Raw genomic sequence first — 16342 nt, 5'->3', positions numbered from 1 at the left:
GCGGGCCTCCTCTGGGACCCGATTCGAATGGCTCGTGACGCGATGTGCAGGCGAACAATGCCCTGGGCTTGCCGAAGGCCCTGGGCTTACACTGGCTCTGCCGTGAGACAGTCGCCGGCGCCCGGCTTGTCGTCGATGCGGCAAGCCGCTACAGCGCTCGCGCGTCGGGAGATCACAACCGCTCCGATCCAAGCCATGGCAAAGAGGCCGATCGCGACGATACCGAGATTGGCGAGATTGGTATTCAGAACCGCGATTGCCTCCCATGTCCCGCCGACAAGGCCCAGCCGCGGCGCGAGCAGGCTGAACACCTCGACGCTGCCGATCAGCAATGCGATCACGACCGAGGCTCCGGTGATCAGCAGGTTGTAGCGCAGCCTGCGATCCGGGTCCGTCTGCGCCCAGCGGTAGGCCTCGGTCATCACCATGCTGTCGGCCGTGTCGACCGTTGCCATCGCTGCGGCGAACAGCGCCGGGAAGACGAGGACATGCACCAGCGGCGCCCCGCGCGCGGCCTCGGTCGCCGACATACTCAACAGGCCGATCTCGGTTGCGGTGTCGAAGCCGAGACCGAAGACGAAACCGAGCGGGTACATATGCCAGCTGCGGCTCACCATCCGCAACACGGGACCCAGCAAGCGAACCAGAAATCCGTTGGCCGGGATCGCGGGGCTAACATCCTGCGCGCTCGGCTCGGAGCGGCCGCGTGCCCGCAACTTCCGCCAAAGGCCGAACAGCACGACGAGATTGGCGACGGCGATCAGCAGCAGAAATGCCGCCGATACCGAGGTGCCGACCACGCTGCCGAACGATCGGAGCAGACTCTCGCTGTCTGCGAGGCCGATCGCCACGGCGCTCGCCAACGCCACCGTGGCCGCAACCACGACGGTGGAATGGCCGAGCGCAAAATACAGGCCCGCGGCACGGGGTGCCTGGCCGTCATGCATCAGCTTCCTGACCACGTTGTCGATCGCGGCAATGTGGTCCGCATCGACCGCATGGCGGAAGCCCAACAGCCAGGCCAGCAGGGCCGGCCCGACGATCGCGGGATTGTCCCCGTAGAGCAGAAAGGCCCAAATCCAAGCCAGCCCGTTCGCAACCGCGAGTCCGGCCACCAGCAGCGAAGCCGCGCCGCTACGGAGCCAGAAACGGGGGAGCCCCAAGCGGAGGAGCCATCGACGGGACTGCGAATGATGTTTTGGAGAAATCGTCATACTGTCGCTAAAGCAAAGCTCGCGCCAATCCGCAACTGTGCGCGTGCGGCAAAATATCGTGATGATTCAATGCCGGCCGCCCGAATGATGGCCGTCCGGGCTGGTAAGCTGCTGTCCGCCGGAGTGGAAAGCTGTTGGAGAAGCCGCGGGGGTGGTTCTGCTCGCGTGTGTCGAGACGGCTCGCTCGAACGATGCAGCGAATCGGAGGCGCTAGAGCCGGCGGTCACGGAAAGACAGCTTGGACACGTGCAACGATCGTGCGGTGGATTGAAGGTCCCTGCAGCGAACGCTCGTAGCCCCGTCCTCGACGCGACGGCTCATTCATGGAAACCCTGCGCGAGGTGCAGCCGATAGTTCGGGCTAACGCCCGAGTGCGGATTCACCCGCTTCCCGACCCGGCACGCTCAGACGGACCGCATGGCCCTGGCGTATGGCAAGCGAGGCGGCTGCGGCGGCAGTTTCGAACGCAGCTTCCTTGGTGGCATATTCCCCTTTGATCTCGCCGTCGTGCAGCACGCCCCATTGATCCCGAACCGATACGATCGCGTATTCAGCGACAGCCATGTTCCTCTCCTCCCGCGATGGCGATGCAACGCATGCAGTAGCGCGATGTTCCAGCTACGTTCGCGCCGGCGACGTTGCGGAGTTCCGCTGTGGCAGCTGACCGCTTCTAACAAAGGTTAAAGACGAAACCGACTTACCCTGTAGCATTTGCCAGGCAGGAAATCATACGAACAGGTCAGAGTATGCAAAGTGGGTTTCCATTCACAAAATTCGCCGACCGACTCGCAAGCCTCGTAGAACTCTCTCCAGATGACCTCGATCTCCTTGCCAAGATGCCCGCCACGATCGGCCATTTCGGATCGCGCGACATCGTCGCGCGCAAGGGCGACCTGCCGTCGACCTGCTCTCTTTTGCTGCAGGGCTATCTCTGCTGGACCGCCGACGGGGAGAGTCAGCAGCAGATCACTTCGCTCCACGTCCCAGGCGATGTCCCGGACCTTCAATCCATCTCCGCTCCTCAGCTTCAATTCGATCTGACCGCATTCGGACCGGTGGTGGTCGCCTTTGTCCCCCACCGCTTTTTTCGCGAGGTGAACGAGTCGTCGGCGCGGCTGGCGCGTGCGCTGTCATTGCTGATGCTGACAGATGTCTGGTGCTTGCGGAACTGGATCTGCAACCTCGCAACGCGGGATGCATTGGCGCGCGTCGCCCATCTGCTCTGCGAGTTGACGGTGCGACTGCAAGCCGTCGGCCAGGCTCGGGACTTTCGCTTCCTGTCTCCCTTCACCCAGACCGATCTTGCGGCCGCCTGCGCCATCTCTGCAGTCCATGCCAACAGGACCATTCAGGAATTGCGGCGGCGCCGCCTGCTGCAATGGACGTCCCGAACCATCGAGATCACGGATTGGGGCGGCCTTGCCCGCTTGGCCGGATTCCAGCCGGACTATCTCGGCTTGCGCAAGCCGCCACTGCCGACAACAAAGGACTTCCTTCCGGCCATCACCGAACTGCGCGCCTGACTGCGCCGTCAAGGTCCTGATCGCGGCGATCACCGCGTCGAGCGTTCTTGCGTCGCGGCGCGCACTCGTCCGAAAACGCCCTTCCAGTCGCCGGTGGCGTCCTGATGAAACAGACGCGCGCTCGGATACCAATAAGTGTACTCGCCCGTCGTCGGCCAGCGCCAATCGCAATCCGAATGAAGCAGGATCCAAGTGTCGATGCCAAGTGCCCCCGCCAGATGCGGCCACCATGGTATCGACCGAAATGACAAGGTCGAGCTGTCGCATCCGGCAACCAAGTTCGTTCAGATCTGGGGTACTGATGTCGATCGCCTCGATCTGCGGTGCGGCCGCCGCGGCCCTCCCCCGCTGAAGCGAGTAGAGTTGGGCGCCAGGTATCCGAAGTCCGCTGACCAACGACGGTGGCAATGCGCGCCTGGCGTCCCAGGCTCCGCCTTCCCAAACCACCCCGACGGCAAGCTGGCCGTGCTTTGGCAGGACGAAGGCCCTGACCGTGGACGCCCCCTAACGCCGCAAACCCACGATCGACGCGGCGAAGCATGTATTGGGCTGGCAACCGACGATCCCGATCGAAAAGGGTATCGAGGCCACGATTGCCTATTTCACCCTGTCGCTAGCGACGCAAGATCCCAAGCCGTGCACGGCGCCGCCGCGTAAGCGACAGGTTCGGCGGCAGGGTGGCGCCGCGGCGGCCGACGTGCGGTGACGATCGGCCAAGCGGCCGAAACAGGTGACAAGCGGCAGGCTCTCCGAATTGGGAACAAACGTTCCGGGCCCCGGTTTGGTTGTGCAGGTCGCGGCCAGTGAAACTTCAGTGGACCCGCGGTGAAACCCAGAGGAACGACATCATGAAACGCTTGATGATTGTTGCGGGCTGCATGCTGCTCGCAGGCCCGGCGCTTGCTCAATCGGTCGGTGAAAAGACCAGCGTCAACTCCGCACTTGGCGTTGCGCCAGCCACCGCCGACTTCGTCAAGGAAGTCGCGATCAGCGACATGTTCGAGATCGAATCGAGCAAGCTTGGGGAGGAGAAGGGCACCGCGCAGGAGAAAACCTTCGCTCGCCAGATGGTGACCGATCACACCAAGACCAGCAGCGGGCTCAAGAGCATGGTCACCTCCGGCAAGGTCAAGGCGGAGCTGCCGACCGCGCTCGACAACTCCCATCAGAGCAAGCTCGACAAGCTCAAGGGCGAAAGCGGCAAGGACTTCAGCTCGGATTTCGCCTCGGACCAGGTCAGTGCCCATAAGGATGCGGTCTCGCTGTTCGAGCGCTATGCCAAGGGCGGCGACAACGCCGAACTGAAGGATTGGGCCGGCAAGACCCTGCCGACGCTGCGCCAGCACCTGGACATGGCGCAGGAGCTGAACAAGGCGCCGAGCGTAGGCCAGTCCAGAAAATAGACGGCCTCAACGTGATCGAAGAAAAATGCCGGCGCATTCCGCCGGCGTTTTTCTTCGTGCGAGCGAACCGCGCTGCGGTGGACCCCGGGCCGCGATTCCGCGCTGTGGCAGCGGCGCCCCGCCACCGCCGCTGTATTCGCACTCGCACCAGATTTGCGCCGTCTCCACTGCAGCGGACCGGCATTCGCATTTGGAGCGTGAGTTGATCGGAAGAGTTCAACACCTTGGCCGCGGCTACTCGGCTGCCCCTATCGTTTATCTCCGGCAGCGATCCCTGCCGCATCCAGGCAAACCCGCTGCAGCGATCGCTTCGTACGGCGCGGGTTGCTCCTGACCTTTCGACGGTGGGGAGGAAATGGGAGATGCCGTGCGAATGAAAATTGCGAGCGGCCTTGCAGCGCGCGCGGCGCTGGATGACAACGCCTACAGAGAACGAAGCTCGCGCTCTTGCATTTGGCCAGGCGCTGTTCGCGCTCGGCTAGTCTGCCATGTGGGCGGTCAGAGCGGACTGGCTGATTGAAACTTCAAATGGCCGCAAGAGAACGAACTGGCGCCGTTCAGCGCCACATCGTCGGCACCACGAGTTGCACCTTCTCCGCGCCAGCGTGATCGGCGGCAACCGGAACGTCATGATTCGCGCCTGGGCCAGATGAATCGGATGGCTCACGATTCGGCTGCAGCGCGGGCGAGGCTTCGAGCCGCCGCGCGGTTTGGAAACCGCTGGCCGCAGCATGTTGATCCGAGCGCTTGTCGCTCTCGTGTGTGCCGGGATTTTCGTACGGGTCGTGCATCATCAGCTCCGTACCCAGGCTTCGCAAGTTAATCCGGATCGGCAAGCCGCAATATCAAATATGTTAAGCTCTCGGCTGCTGTCACGCTCGCGGGAAAGATGGCGTGACGCAGCGGCCGATGCGCGGCCTGATGCCATGATTTTGTGGCCCCCTCATGACAGGCGACACGTGTGAAGGATGCGACCGGCCGCCGCAGGTTCGCGCAGCATGCGGGTGTTTGAGCGCCTGCTCGTCGCACATCGCGGGCTGCGTCGCAAGGGAGTACCGACACCATCGGGCACCGTTTGCTTGTCCGGCACGAATCAGAGCAACCTCTGTTCAGCTCGACGCTGCGGCGGCCTCGCGGCTGAAACGCCCGGCCTTGCGCCTGACCTTCCGGATGCTCACGGTCGGACTTGAAGACTGTCGGAATCGGATTTCTGTACTTGGACTTTTGAATTTGCCCCCCGGACTTGGACCGGGTTGCCTTTTCCGAGTGTTATTGCGTATGAGGTCCGGAAGGCCTGGACCAGGAAACCAAGGGATCGCGCGCTGGTTCAGCTCAAAACGGGGGTCTTGATGAAGAACAAGCAAGTGGCCGCCTTGCCGTTCCGGATCGAGGACATGGAGCTCAGCATCCTCCTGATCACGACTCGCGGGAAACGGCGCTGGTCCGTGCCAAAAGGCTGGCCCATCGCGCGCAAGCGTCCGCACCGGACCGCTGCGGTCGAAGCCTATGAGGAGGCCGGCCTGCGCGGCAAGATCAGCCGCAGGGCGGTCGGGCAGTTCAAGCATCGCAAGCGCAAGGGCAAGCGAAAGATCACCTGCGAGGTCCAACTGTTTCCGCTCGAGGTGAGGAAGCAGCACACGCGCTGGCCCGAGCGCGGGCAACGCAAGGTGATCTGGCTTCCGGCAGCCAAGGCCGCGCGCCGTATCCGCCAAGCAAAGCTGCGGGAGCTGATCGAGAGCTTCGCGCGCAAGCAGACGAAGCGGCACTGATTCGCTGCTGAGTAAAGCCCTCACCCGCGCCTCCTGGAAGCACCGGTCGCGAGCCGCCCGGCAACCTGCGCAGGTCGGCGGTGTGACGAAGAGCACAAAGACGCGCGGAGTCGCTTGCGCATCTCGCTCTCGACCGCAACGGCGGCCCGCTCGATGCCTTCGGCGGATTCGACCTCGGTTGACGCTTTGGCAATTTCGAGAACGGATCGCGCGGGCTCCGGCCCGGCGGCCGCAGCTTGCCAGACCGCTTGGCGAGACATGTGGCTCCTGCTACTTCGACGGTACGACTTCGGAATCGGAGCACGCGTCAACGGATCGGACAGAAGGTGGGTAAGGGGCCGCAGAAGACCGTCACGGCTTTGGATGCGATCACCGCGGACCTGGTGGCCGTGCTGGTCGCGGTGACCGAGGGAAATCCCAAGATCATGACGATCGCGAACGCCGGCGCGTTGCCGAGCGGTCCGTTTCAGTTCGCGCATCGCTCGCTGCAGATGGGCCTGCGCGCCTGGGTCGAAGCCCAGACCGGCCATCCGCTCGGCTACGTCGAGCAACTCTATACTTTCGCCGATCGCGGCCGCTCCGGAGACCCCGAAGCGCCGCATCGCATTTCGATCAGCTATCTCGGTCTCACCCGCGAGGAACTGATCCGCGAGGGGTCCGAGGCGCGATGGTCGTCCTGGTACGACTATTTCCCTTGGGAGGACCATCGCGCCGGACCGCCCGCGCTGATCGCAAAGACCATCGCGCCGAAGCTGCGTGGCTGGGCCAAAGCCGAGGCCAATCCGGGGCTTCAGAAGGAGCGATGGCGCCGCGCTGCCATCACCTTCGGCCTTGACGGCCGCGACTGGAATGAAGAGCTGGCGCTGCAGCGTTATGAGTTGCTCTACGAAACTTCGCTGATCGCCGAGGCCGTGCGCGACAAGGGGCACGGCGAGCCGGCGGTGCCCGGCCGCGCCATGACCGCCGACCACCGCCGCATCCTCGCCACCGGCATCGCCCGTCTCCGCGCCAAGATCAAATATCGCCCCGTGGTGTTCGAGCTGATGCCGGTGGAGTTCACCCTGCTGCAGCTGCAACGCAGCGTTGAGGCGCTCGCAGGGCGGCTGGTTCACAAGCAGAATTTCCGCCGCCTCATCGAGCAGCAGGAACTCGTTGAAGAGACTGGCGCAATTGCCGCGGACACGATCGGGCGTCCGGCCAAGCTGTTTCGCTTCCGCCAGGGTGTGCTCGCCGAACGGGCCGTGATCGGAACCAAGCTCCCGCTGTCCCGCTCTTGACTTCGGTTATGCTCAGGATAAGTATAAGCCATGTTATGCTCATGGAGAGTATAAATGGCCTCACTTCGATCGGATGCGCTTGCGCGCACTGCGCCGCTTTATGACCGTGTCAAACGCGTGATCCCGCCGCCCGAATGGGCGACCTTCGCCGAGGATGTCGAGGCCATCCTCGAACTGAAGCGCAAGCGCAACGCGGTGGTGCTCGCGCACAATTACCAGACGCCGGAGATTTTCCACGGCGTGGCCGATATCGTCGGCGACAGCCTGTTGCTCGCGCGTGAGGCGACCAAGGTCGACGCCGACATCATCGTGCTCGCGGGCGTGCACTTCATGGCCGAGACAGCCAAGCTGCTCAATCCCGAGAAGACGGTGCTGATCCCCGACCTCGAGGCCGGCTGTTCGCTGGCGGATTCCATCACCGCGCAGGACGTGCGGCTGATGCGCGAGCACTATCCGGATGCGCCCGTCGTCGCCTACGTCAACACCTCGACCGCGGTGAAGGCGGAATCCGATATCTGCTGCACATCCGGCAATGCGCTCGCCGTCGTCGAGTCGCTCGGCACCGAGCACGTCATCATGCTGCCGGACGAATATCTCGCTCGCAACGTCGCCACGCAGACCAAGGTGAAGATCACGGCGTGGAAGGGTCACTGCGAGGTTCATGAGCGGTTCAGCGCCGACGACGTCCGTGCGCTTCGCGAGAGCCATCCCGGCATCACGGTCCTGGCGCATCCGGAGTGTCCACCGGAGGTGGTGGATGTGGCTGACTTCTCGGGTTCAACGGCCGCGATGTCGAACTTCGTCGGCAGAGAGCGGCCTTCGCGCGTGGTGCTGCTGACTGAATGCTCGATGAGCGACAATGTCGCCGTGCTGCATCCCGACATCGAATTCATCCGGCCGTGCAATCTGTGCCCGCACATGAAGCGGATCACGCTGAAGAACATCCGCCACGCGCTCGAAGCCAATGCGCATGAGGTCACCATCGATCCGGGAATGGTCGATCGCGCCCGGCGTTCGGTGGAAAGGATGCTGGCGATATGAGCATCGACATTTCAGGACTGACCGGGCAGCCCGTGATCATCGGCGGAGGTGCCGCCGGCCTGATGACCGCGTTGCAGCTCGCCCCCGAGCCCGTCGTGCTCCTCTCGAAGTCGCCGCTCGGGGCCGAGGCCTCGAGCATGTGGGCGCAAGGCGGTCTCGCCGCAGCGGTGGGTAAGGACGATTCCCCTGCCCTGCATCTGCAGGACACGATCGCCGCGGGTGCTGGGCTGTGCGACGAGGCGGCCGCGGCCCGCATCGTGAGGGAGGCGCCGGCCGCGGCCGATCGCCTGGCGCAGCTCGGAGTCGCGTTCGATCGTGGGGCTGACGAGGGTAGCTGGCGATTGGGCCTTGAAGCCGCGCACAGCCGTAAGCGGATCGTGCACGCGACCGGCGACGGTACCGGCCGCGAAATCATGCGCGCGCTGATCGCCACCGCGCGCCGCTGCCCGTCGATCACGCTGCTGGAGAGATTCGAGGCGCGCAGGCTGATCGTCGAGGACAACGCGATCCGGGGCGTAATCGCCGCTGGTCCTGACGGCCCGGTGATCCTCGCCACCGCGCGCGTGGTCATCGCGACAGGCGGCATCGGTGGCCTGTTCCTCGACAGCACCAATCCAGCCGGCTGCTTCGGCCAGGGTCTCGCGCTTGCTGCCCGTGCCGGCGCTGCACTGTCCGACCTCGAATTCGTACAGTTTCACCCCACCGCTTTTGACGGGCCATCGCGGCCGATGCCGCTTTTGACCGAAGCGATCCGCGGCGATGGCGCGATCCTGATCGACGAAACGGGATCGCGCTTCATGGAGGACGAGCTTGCGCCACGCGACGTCGTGGCGCGAGCAGTCTGGCGCCATCGCGCGCAAGGACATCGCGTGTTCCTCGATACGCGCATGAAGCCAGGCAAGGATTTTGCTGCACGCTACCCTGTAATCAGCAGCTTCTGCCGAATGGCGGGCATCGACCCGGCCGCCGATCCGATCCCGGTGCGGCCCGCTGTGCACTACCACATGGGCGGCATCGCCGTTGACCATGTGGGCCGCAGCTCGGTCGAGGGCCTTTGGGCTTGCGGCGAAGCGAGCCGCACCGGGCTGCACGGCGCCAACCGGCTCGCGAGCAACTCGCTGATGGAAGCGATCGTCTGCGCGCAATGGGTTGCCGAGAGCGTCGCCGGAGCGCCCGGCCGCACTGGCAAGTCGAGTGGAGCGGTCGCGCTTCCGCCCACATCGGACCCGTCCGCGGTTCGGCCGCTGCTGTCAAAAGCGCTCGGCGTCCTGCGTGATCGCCAATCAATGGCAGACGCGCTTCGTAATCTCCTCCCGACGGCGAAAGGCTCCAGCGCCGCGGCCGATCCCGCCCTGGTCGGGCTGATGATCGCGGTCGCGGCCTACAATCGCCAAGAGAGTCGCGGCGCACATTTTCGCAACGATTTTCCCGAGCCGCTGCCAGCTGCGGAATCGTCCCCCCTCACGCTTTCACAAGCGCTCGGCGCTGCACGCGACATCGCCGAGGCCGAGCGCCCGCTCAGGAGCGTCCTGCCATGACTCTCGCCCCGCTCTCACCCTTGCTTTACGAACCGCTGGTGCGCACAGCTCTGCTGGAGGATCTCGGGCGCGCCGGCGACATCACCACGGACGCGATCGTCCCTGTCGAGCAGCGCGGTTCGCTCGCACTCAGGGCGCGTCAGAACGGGGTCATTGCCGGCCTCGAGGTGGCGCGCTGCGCGTTTCAAATGATCTCACCGGCCGTCCGGATGGAGGTGGAGCGCCCCGACGGAAGCGCAGTTGCGCCCGGCGAGACGATCGCGACCATCGATGGTCCAGCGCGTGCGCTCCTGACCGGCGAGCGCACCGCGCTCAACTTCCTCTGCCGTTTGAGCGGGGTCGCGACTGCGACCGCCTCCCTTGTGGCGGCCGTGAAGGATACGCGAGCGCAGATCGTCTGCACCCGCAAGACCACGCCAGGCTTACGCGCCCTGGAAAAATACGCGGTGCGCGCCGGTGGCGGCAGCAATCATCGCTTTGGGCTCGACGATGCCGTCCTGATCAAGGACAATCACATCGCGCTTGCCGGTGGCATCCGCGCCGCCATCGCGCGCGCAAAGGCCCATGTCGGCCATCTCGTCAAGATCGAGGTCGAGGTCGACAATCTGGCACAACTCGAGGAGGCGCTGGCACTCGGCATCGATGCGGTGCTGCTCGACAACATGACGGTCGAGGATCTCAAGCACGCGGTTGCCATGGCGCACGGCACGGTGATCACCGAAGCCTCAGGGCGTATCACTGCGGCCACGGCGCCCGCGATCGCCGCAACCGGCGTCGACCTGATCTCGGCCGGCTGGATCACGCATTCCGCCGCCGCGCTGGATATCGGGCTGGACCACCTTTGAGACGGGAGCGGCTATTCCGCGCGTCGAGATGATCACCAAGCGACCGGTGGAAGATTCTGTTTTGTTCTAATTGAGTTGATGACGGTAACTGCTCGGCCTCTGCCCAGCAAGCCGGTGAAAGGCTGTCGTGAAGGTGCTGGTTTCGCTGAAACCGAGCGCCATCGCAATCGCGGTGATCGACATGTCGCGGTTCGCCAACAGCAGTTTCGCCCGTTCGATGCGGCGAACCGCGTGATATCGATGTGGCGGAATGCCGAATGACCTCTTGAACGAGCGACAGAAATGATACGGACTTAGCTGCGCCAGCTCAGCCAAGGTTGCGAGCCCGATGTCCTCAGCCAGATGCTCCTCGATGTACTCGGTCACGCGCCGCTGCTGCCATCCCGCCAACCCGCCTCTGTCGAAAGGTCCTCCGCCCCGGCGGGCATTGCCGTTGAAGCGAACGAGTTCGTGCGCGAGCAGGATCGAAAGCGCCTCGCCATATTGTCGGTGCATCAGGCCGGGTCTTTCGATCTGAAACTTGAATTTGATAGCAGTCTCCCAGAGGTCCCGATCATGGAAGAACAAACGGGGTCTGAACTCGATCTCGCTGAAGCGTAGCGCAGGATCGGCAAGAGATCCGTCCGGATCGATGTAGAAGCACGCGATACGGGTCAATGCACGCGGCTGCTGCGAGCCCCGGAAGTCGTGTCCGGCAGGAACAAAGGTCAATTTTCGAGTGAAAATGCGTTGGGTCGAGCGAGGCAGACCTTCGACGAAAGTCTCTCCGCCATCTCGCTCCGCAAGCTCTGCCGCGATCAGGAGATGGCAAGGCGCCCGAAACCGATACTCAAACGGCGATAGCTTCAGCGCTTGAACAGTCTCGACTCTCACGCCAGGCCAACTTCCGAATTCTCGCTGGACCGTCTCCGACGAGCGTCACCGACCACCGCGGCGGTACCGGCGCCGATAAACACGAATGCGAAGGTGCCGACGAACTCGGCCAGAAGTTTGGGTGCAAGTCGAATTGGCATCAGTTCCTCCGGAATAATGAGATACGAGCTGCGCGTCATCGGTCGGCACTGGCCGCACGCCGAATTGCAGAGAAGGACAAGCGATCACGATCGGTTCTCCCGTCGCACTCGGTAAGTACGCAATCCTGTCGCGGGGACTTTGGCCGCATTGCTGCGAGTTGCCCCGGCTTGCGTTAACAGCAATAGCTCGCCATGCGGCGGCAAGGGTCGAAAGTGATCGCACAGCAGAATCGAGACAAGCCAGCGAAGCCAAGCTTCGGCTCATCACGCGTGCGGGCATACTCCGGCCCCGGTCGATATGGCGGGCATCAAGCACCAGGCGAGAGCGGCGGACGCGGGATCTTCCGCCGCGCGACACCCCCTCGACAGGCCTCCAGACCAAATGCCGCGACGAGACTCTCGAAGCGCCTGCGAATCGCCAGCAGGGGGCTGCCGGCAGCAACAAATGCGCGCGCGATCTCGTGCATGCCCGACTCGAACTCTGCGATCTTAAGCGCTTCCAAGGGGAAGGGCTGAGCTCCAACTCCAACCGGCCGGAGCCTACAATCGAGGTCTGCCGACGGATCGGATGAGCCTCGGCGCGCAGCTCTGGACATCAAAAATCCCGGCAAGCCCCGGAAACAGCGCGTGAATCGGCGTTCAACGCCCGCGCGTCGGCCTACTACCTTCCGCCTATGAGAGCCCGGAAGAGGTGGTGGTGTAATTCACCCCGATGTTTGCAGCGCGACTGCACATCGGGGCTCGGCGCGGCGCGCGCTACGCGACCACAACAAAGACAAACGCGGAGGGAACTGATGAATTTCACGAACAGGAGATTCTTGGCTGGCATCTCGGTCGTCGGCCTGCTTGTGACCGGCACCGCAGGTGTCCGCGCCAATGATTCGGCGCTGAAGGCCGCCAGCGAGCCCGGGGCCTGGGCAATGGCGGGTCATGATTACAGCAACACCCGGTTCAGCCCGCTCAAGGAGATCAACACCGGGAACGCAAGCAAGCTGTCACTGGTCTATTCGTTTTCGCTCGCCTCGCTGCGCTCGAACGAAGCCTCGCCGATCGTGATCGGCAACACGCTCTATGTATCAACCTCCTGGGGCCCGAAATACGTCTATGCGCTCGACGCCGCCACCGGCGCGCGCAAATGGACCTATGAGCCGGACATTCCGGATGACGTGCTGCAATACGCCTGCTGCGACGTCAACAACCGCGGCATCTCCTACGCCGACGGCAAGCTGTTCGTCGGACGGCTCGACGGCAAGCTGACCGCGCTCGATGCCGCAACCGGCAAGGAACTCTGGACGTCGAAGGTGGTCGACTACAAGCAGGGTTCGGTCATCACATCACCGCCGCTGGTCGTGCGCGACAAGGTCATCACCGGCTTCGGCGGCGGCGAGTATGGCGTGCGCGGGTCGCTGCAGGCCTTCGACATCAACTCCGGCAAGGCGCTGTGGCAGACCTACACCGTCCCTGCTCCCGGCGAGCCCGGCAGCGAGACCTGGAAAGGCGACACCAGCCTGCACGGCGGCGGGGCGGCGTGGCTGGTCGGCTCCTATGATCCGAAGAGCGACACGGTCTATTGGGGCACCAGCAATCCCGGTCCCTGGAACACCGCCGTGCGCTCGACCGGCAATGGTGATTTCGGCAAGCTGACCAATCTGTATACCGCGTCCACGCTGGCGCTCGATCCGAACACCGGCAAGATCAAGTGGCACATCCAGACCACCCCTGCCGACGCCTGGGATTATGACGGCGTCAACGAGGCCATCCTTGCCGACCTGAAGATCGGCGGCGCGTCGGTTCCGACCCTGATGAAGGCCGACCGCAACGGCTTCTTCTTCGTGGCAAACCGCGAAACCGGCAAGGTGATCTCGGCCGAGAAATACGTCTTCGCCAACTGGGCGCAGAAATGGGACATTTCGACCTTGCGCGCGGTCGAGGACCCGGACAAGCGGCCGGGCCCAGGACATCCCGTCAAGGACGTTTGTCCGAACCTGATCGGCGGCAAGAACTGGCAGCCGATGTCGTACAATCCGCAGACCGGCCTCGTCTATATCCCGGCCAACAATGTCTGCATGGACTGGGCGGTCAGCGACGTCTCGTACAAGCGCGGCGTGTTCTATCTCGGTGCTGAATTCCCTACCAAGGAAGGTCCGGGCGGCTTCCTCGGTCAGCTCATCGCCTGGGATCCCGTGAACAACAAAAAGGTCTGGTCCATCCAGGAAGACCTTCCCTTCAACGGAGGCACACTCAGCACCGCAGGCGGCTTGGTCTTCTCCGGCAATCTGCACGGTGATTTCCGCGCCATCGATGCCAAATCCGGAAAGATCCTGTGGAAGCGCAATCTCGGCTCCGGCATTGGCGCCGGTCCGGTGACCTACTCGGTCGACGGCAAGCAGTACGTCGCCGTCGTTGTCGGACGCACCGCGTCGATCCCGGCGTTCCTGGGCGAGATCGGCAAAAAGATAACGAACGCGGCTCCCGAGGGCGGCGCATTGTTCGTCTTCGCGGTCCAATAACCGCGGCGGCCACGACAGAAGCGCGTGTCCCTGGAACCGGGACACGCGCACCGCCCAGTCAATCCGCACGAAGCGAAAGAGCATGGCGCGGCCGCGAGGACCGAGCCGGCCCGGACAAACAACAAACAAGATGACAAGATCGAGGGATCGAGGATGCGCCTGAATCGTCGTCAAACCGGCTCGAATTGGCAGGCCGCCGCCGAATTGTCAGCACGTGCGACGTCTCTCGCCGTATTGACGGTCTCCACCCTGCTGGCATCGTCGGTCGCCGGATTGGCAAACCAGGCGGCCCCGCTGCGGCTATGCGCGGATCCGACCAATCTCCCGTTCTCGAGCGACGATCCATCGCAGCCGGGATTTTATCTCGAGGTCGGCCAGGCCCTGTCGCAGCAGCTCGGCCGCCCCGTCACTTACGACTGGTACAAATCCTATTTCGGCAAGCGAACTGTACGCGTGACGCTGCTGGGCAAACAGTGCGACGCCATGATAGGCCTACCGCTGTCGTCGGATTTCATGGGACCAACGGTGATCTTCTCGCAGAAGATTACGACCGAGACCTATGCGCTCGTCAGCCGAGGAACATTTGTGGTCAGCAGCATCGACGACCTCCGAGGCAAGCGCGTCGCGGTGCAATACCAGACCACACCGCAAAATCTGCTGGCCGAGCGCGACGACATCAAGAAGATCACCGTGCTGACGCCGGACGAGGGCATGACAGCTCTCGCCCAGGGCAATGCCGACGTCGCTTTCATCTGGGCGCCGATTGCAGGCTGGCTGAACAAGACGGCCTACGAAAGTCGCTTCCGGATCCAGCCGGTCGAAGGCGCCGGCCTGTCCTGGGATGTTGCGATCGGGTTCGCCAGAACCTCCACGCAATTGCGCGATCAGATTGACGCTGCCTTGGCGCAGCTCGGACCACGAATTGCCGAATTGGCTATCAAATACGGGCTGCCGGGCGATCCGCCGATCAGGCTCGGCGCTGTGCCGAGCCCGATCAAGCTGGCCTCGCTTGCGGGTCCTGCTTCCCCCGTCCAGGAGCCGGCAGCTGAGGCCTCGGTGATCAGGGTTTCGGAATCCAATGCGACCGATCCCAGGGCCGAGACGATGACGCTCGGCAAAGAGATCTTCAACGGGACCTGCGCACATTGTCATGGCCCTGATGCCGTGCAGGCGGAGCGCCGGATCGACTTGCGACGGCTGCGCATTCGCTACGGCGAGGACATGCGCGATAAATTCTGGACCACGGTGCATGAAGGCCGCCCGTCCAAAGGCATGCCGGCATGGAAGGAGGTCTTTACCGACGACCAGTTCGAGAGCATCTATACGTTCCTGCTGACTGTGCAGTCGCCGGAAACGACGAATTGAAGCAGGCGGGTGCCGCCGGTCGCCCGAAGTCTGCCGGCGATACGACCGAGGTCGGGAATGACGCGCTTTCTGATCATCGACGATCATCCGCTGTTTCGCGAGGCTCTCGGCAACGCCGTGCGCCTTGCGCATCCGGAGGCGGAGATCTTCGAGGCCGTCTCGATCGCCGATGCACTTCACGTCCTCGCCTCCGACCCCGGAATTGATCTGGCGCTGCTCGACCTGACGCTGCCCGATGCGGTTGGCTTCGCTGGCTTCCTGCGGCTGCGCGCAAGCCATCCGCGGCTTCCGGTCGCGATCGTGTCGAGTGACGAGGATCAGAATATCGTGCGGGAGGCGCTCTCGCTTGGCGCTGCCGGCTATCTGCCGAAGTCAACCTCGAAGCGCGAGCTGACCTCCTCGATCGAACGCGTGCTCAGCGGTTCGATCTCCGTTCCAAAGGACTTCTTGCCCACGGCCGAACGGGACGGCGATCGCTCCGCGCGCGCGTTACAGGCCCGCCTTGAACAGCTGACGCCACAGCAGCTCCGTGTTCTGGACTTGATCAGGCGGGGCTTCCAGAATCGCGAAATCGCCACCGAATTGCGGCTTTCGGAATCGACCATCAAGGCGCACATTACCGAAATCCTGCGAAAACTCCGGCTGTTCAGCCGCAACAAGGCCGTGATCGAAATCGGCAAGATCGAACTGCGCCTTCAGACAGGCCGCCCGGGATCGAGGACCGCGGTCCGCGGAAAGCAGCAGTAGTCACGCCGCGGAAACAGACCACGGACGTCGCGATGTCGATGGAGCGCGATGATCGATCTGGACAGAACAGAACCGCGGGTGTCCCGGCTTTGACAAT

General features: G+C 63.6%; 14 protein-coding genes. 10 read left to right on the top strand and 4 right to left on the bottom strand.

What is annotated here, in order from left to right:
• Nucleotides 1–86: 86 nt before the first annotated feature.
• Both QX071_RS10935 and QX071_RS10930 read right to left on the bottom strand, forming a co-directional pair.
• Complete coding sequence (locus tag QX071_RS10935; RefSeq protein ID WP_409977794.1) at nucleotides 87–1121, bottom strand: HoxN/HupN/NixA family nickel/cobalt transporter; 1035 nt, start codon at nucleotides 1119–1121, stop codon at nucleotides 87–89.
• A gap of 453 nt (nucleotides 1122–1574) precedes the next feature.
• Entirely contained in the window at nucleotides 1575–1778 is a 204-nt protein-coding gene (locus QX071_RS10930; protein ID WP_315700813.1) for a hypothetical protein, read from the bottom strand.
• 272 nt (nucleotides 1779–2050) lie between these two features.
• Here QX071_RS10930 and QX071_RS10925 point away from each other — a divergent pair, with 272 nt between their 5' ends.
• Together QX071_RS10925 and QX071_RS10920 are read left to right on the top strand one after the other, a co-directional pair.
• Nucleotides 2051–2737: a Crp/Fnr family transcriptional regulator gene (locus QX071_RS10925; RefSeq protein WP_315700814.1), complete on the top strand. Its 687-nt coding sequence runs from the start codon at nucleotides 2051–2053 to the stop codon at nucleotides 2735–2737.
• A gap of 848 nt (nucleotides 2738–3585) precedes the next feature.
• Nucleotides 3586–4140, top strand: coding sequence for a DUF4142 domain-containing protein (locus tag QX071_RS10920; RefSeq protein ID WP_315700815.1), 555 nt, complete (start codon nucleotides 3586–3588; stop codon nucleotides 4138–4140).
• A gap of 557 nt (nucleotides 4141–4697) precedes the next feature.
• On the opposite strand, the gene QX071_RS10915 is transcribed toward QX071_RS10920, so the two are convergent.
• Nucleotides 4698–4976: a hypothetical protein gene (locus QX071_RS10915; RefSeq protein WP_315700816.1), complete on the bottom strand. Its 279-nt coding sequence runs from the start codon at nucleotides 4974–4976 to the stop codon at nucleotides 4698–4700.
• A gap of 513 nt (nucleotides 4977–5489) precedes the next feature.
• Here QX071_RS10915 and QX071_RS10910 point away from each other — a divergent pair.
• The 5 genes from QX071_RS10910 to nadC all read left to right on the top strand — a co-directional run bounded on the left by QX071_RS10910 (nucleotide 5490) and on the right by nadC (nucleotide 10610).
• Nucleotides 5490–5909, top strand: a complete 420-nt coding sequence (locus QX071_RS10910; protein WP_315700817.1) for an NUDIX hydrolase — start codon at nucleotides 5490–5492, stop codon at nucleotides 5907–5909.
• Between the two features lie 326 nt (nucleotides 5910–6235).
• The gene (locus QX071_RS10905; RefSeq protein WP_315700818.1) at nucleotides 6236–7186 is read left to right on the top strand and encodes an NrtR DNA-binding winged helix domain-containing protein; all 951 of its coding nucleotides are present in this window, start codon (nucleotides 6236–6238) and stop codon (nucleotides 7184–7186) included.
• A gap of 54 nt (nucleotides 7187–7240) precedes the next feature.
• A complete protein-coding gene (nadA, locus tag QX071_RS10900) occupies nucleotides 7241–8227 on the top strand; it encodes a quinolinate synthase NadA (protein WP_315700819.1) in 987 nt (328 codons plus the stop codon).
• Entirely contained in the window at nucleotides 8224–9765 is a 1542-nt protein-coding gene (locus QX071_RS10895; protein ID WP_315700820.1) for an L-aspartate oxidase, read from the top strand. The genes nadA and QX071_RS10895 overlap by 4 nt, the downstream gene beginning before the upstream one ends.
• Complete coding sequence (gene nadC / locus QX071_RS10890) at nucleotides 9762–10610, top strand: carboxylating nicotinate-nucleotide diphosphorylase (protein WP_315700821.1); 849 nt, start codon at nucleotides 9762–9764, stop codon at nucleotides 10608–10610. The genes QX071_RS10895 and nadC overlap by 4 nt, the downstream gene beginning before the upstream one ends.
• A gap of 66 nt (nucleotides 10611–10676) precedes the next feature.
• Here nadC and QX071_RS10885 read toward each other — a convergent pair whose 3' ends face one another.
• The gene (locus tag QX071_RS10885) at nucleotides 10677–11267 is read right to left on the bottom strand and encodes an AraC family transcriptional regulator (protein WP_315700822.1); all 591 of its coding nucleotides are present in this window, start codon (nucleotides 11265–11267) and stop codon (nucleotides 10677–10679) included.
• A 1174-nt stretch (nucleotides 11268–12441) separates the two neighbouring features.
• Here QX071_RS10885 and QX071_RS10880 point away from each other — a divergent pair.
• The 3 genes from QX071_RS10880 (at nucleotide 12442) to QX071_RS10870 (ending at nucleotide 16245) form a co-directional block, all read left to right on the top strand.
• On the top strand, nucleotides 12442–14133 hold the full coding sequence (locus QX071_RS10880; RefSeq protein ID WP_315703071.1) for a PQQ-dependent methanol/ethanol family dehydrogenase: 1692 nt from the start codon (nucleotides 12442–12444) through the stop codon (nucleotides 14131–14133).
• A gap of 153 nt (nucleotides 14134–14286) precedes the next feature.
• Nucleotides 14287–15498, top strand: coding sequence for a c-type cytochrome (locus tag QX071_RS10875; RefSeq protein WP_315700824.1), 1212 nt, complete (start codon nucleotides 14287–14289; stop codon nucleotides 15496–15498).
• A gap of 57 nt (nucleotides 15499–15555) precedes the next feature.
• A complete protein-coding gene (locus QX071_RS10870; protein WP_315700825.1) occupies nucleotides 15556–16245 on the top strand; it encodes a response regulator transcription factor in 690 nt (229 codons plus the stop codon).
• Nucleotides 16246–16342: the final 97 nt, after the last annotated feature.

The organism is Bradyrhizobium sp. SZCCHNS1022, from assembly GCF_032484835.1.
In the GTDB taxonomy this organism is placed as follows: Bacteria; Pseudomonadota; Alphaproteobacteria; order Rhizobiales; family Xanthobacteraceae; genus Bradyrhizobium.
This window is presented reverse-complemented; position numbering and strand designations above follow the sequence as displayed.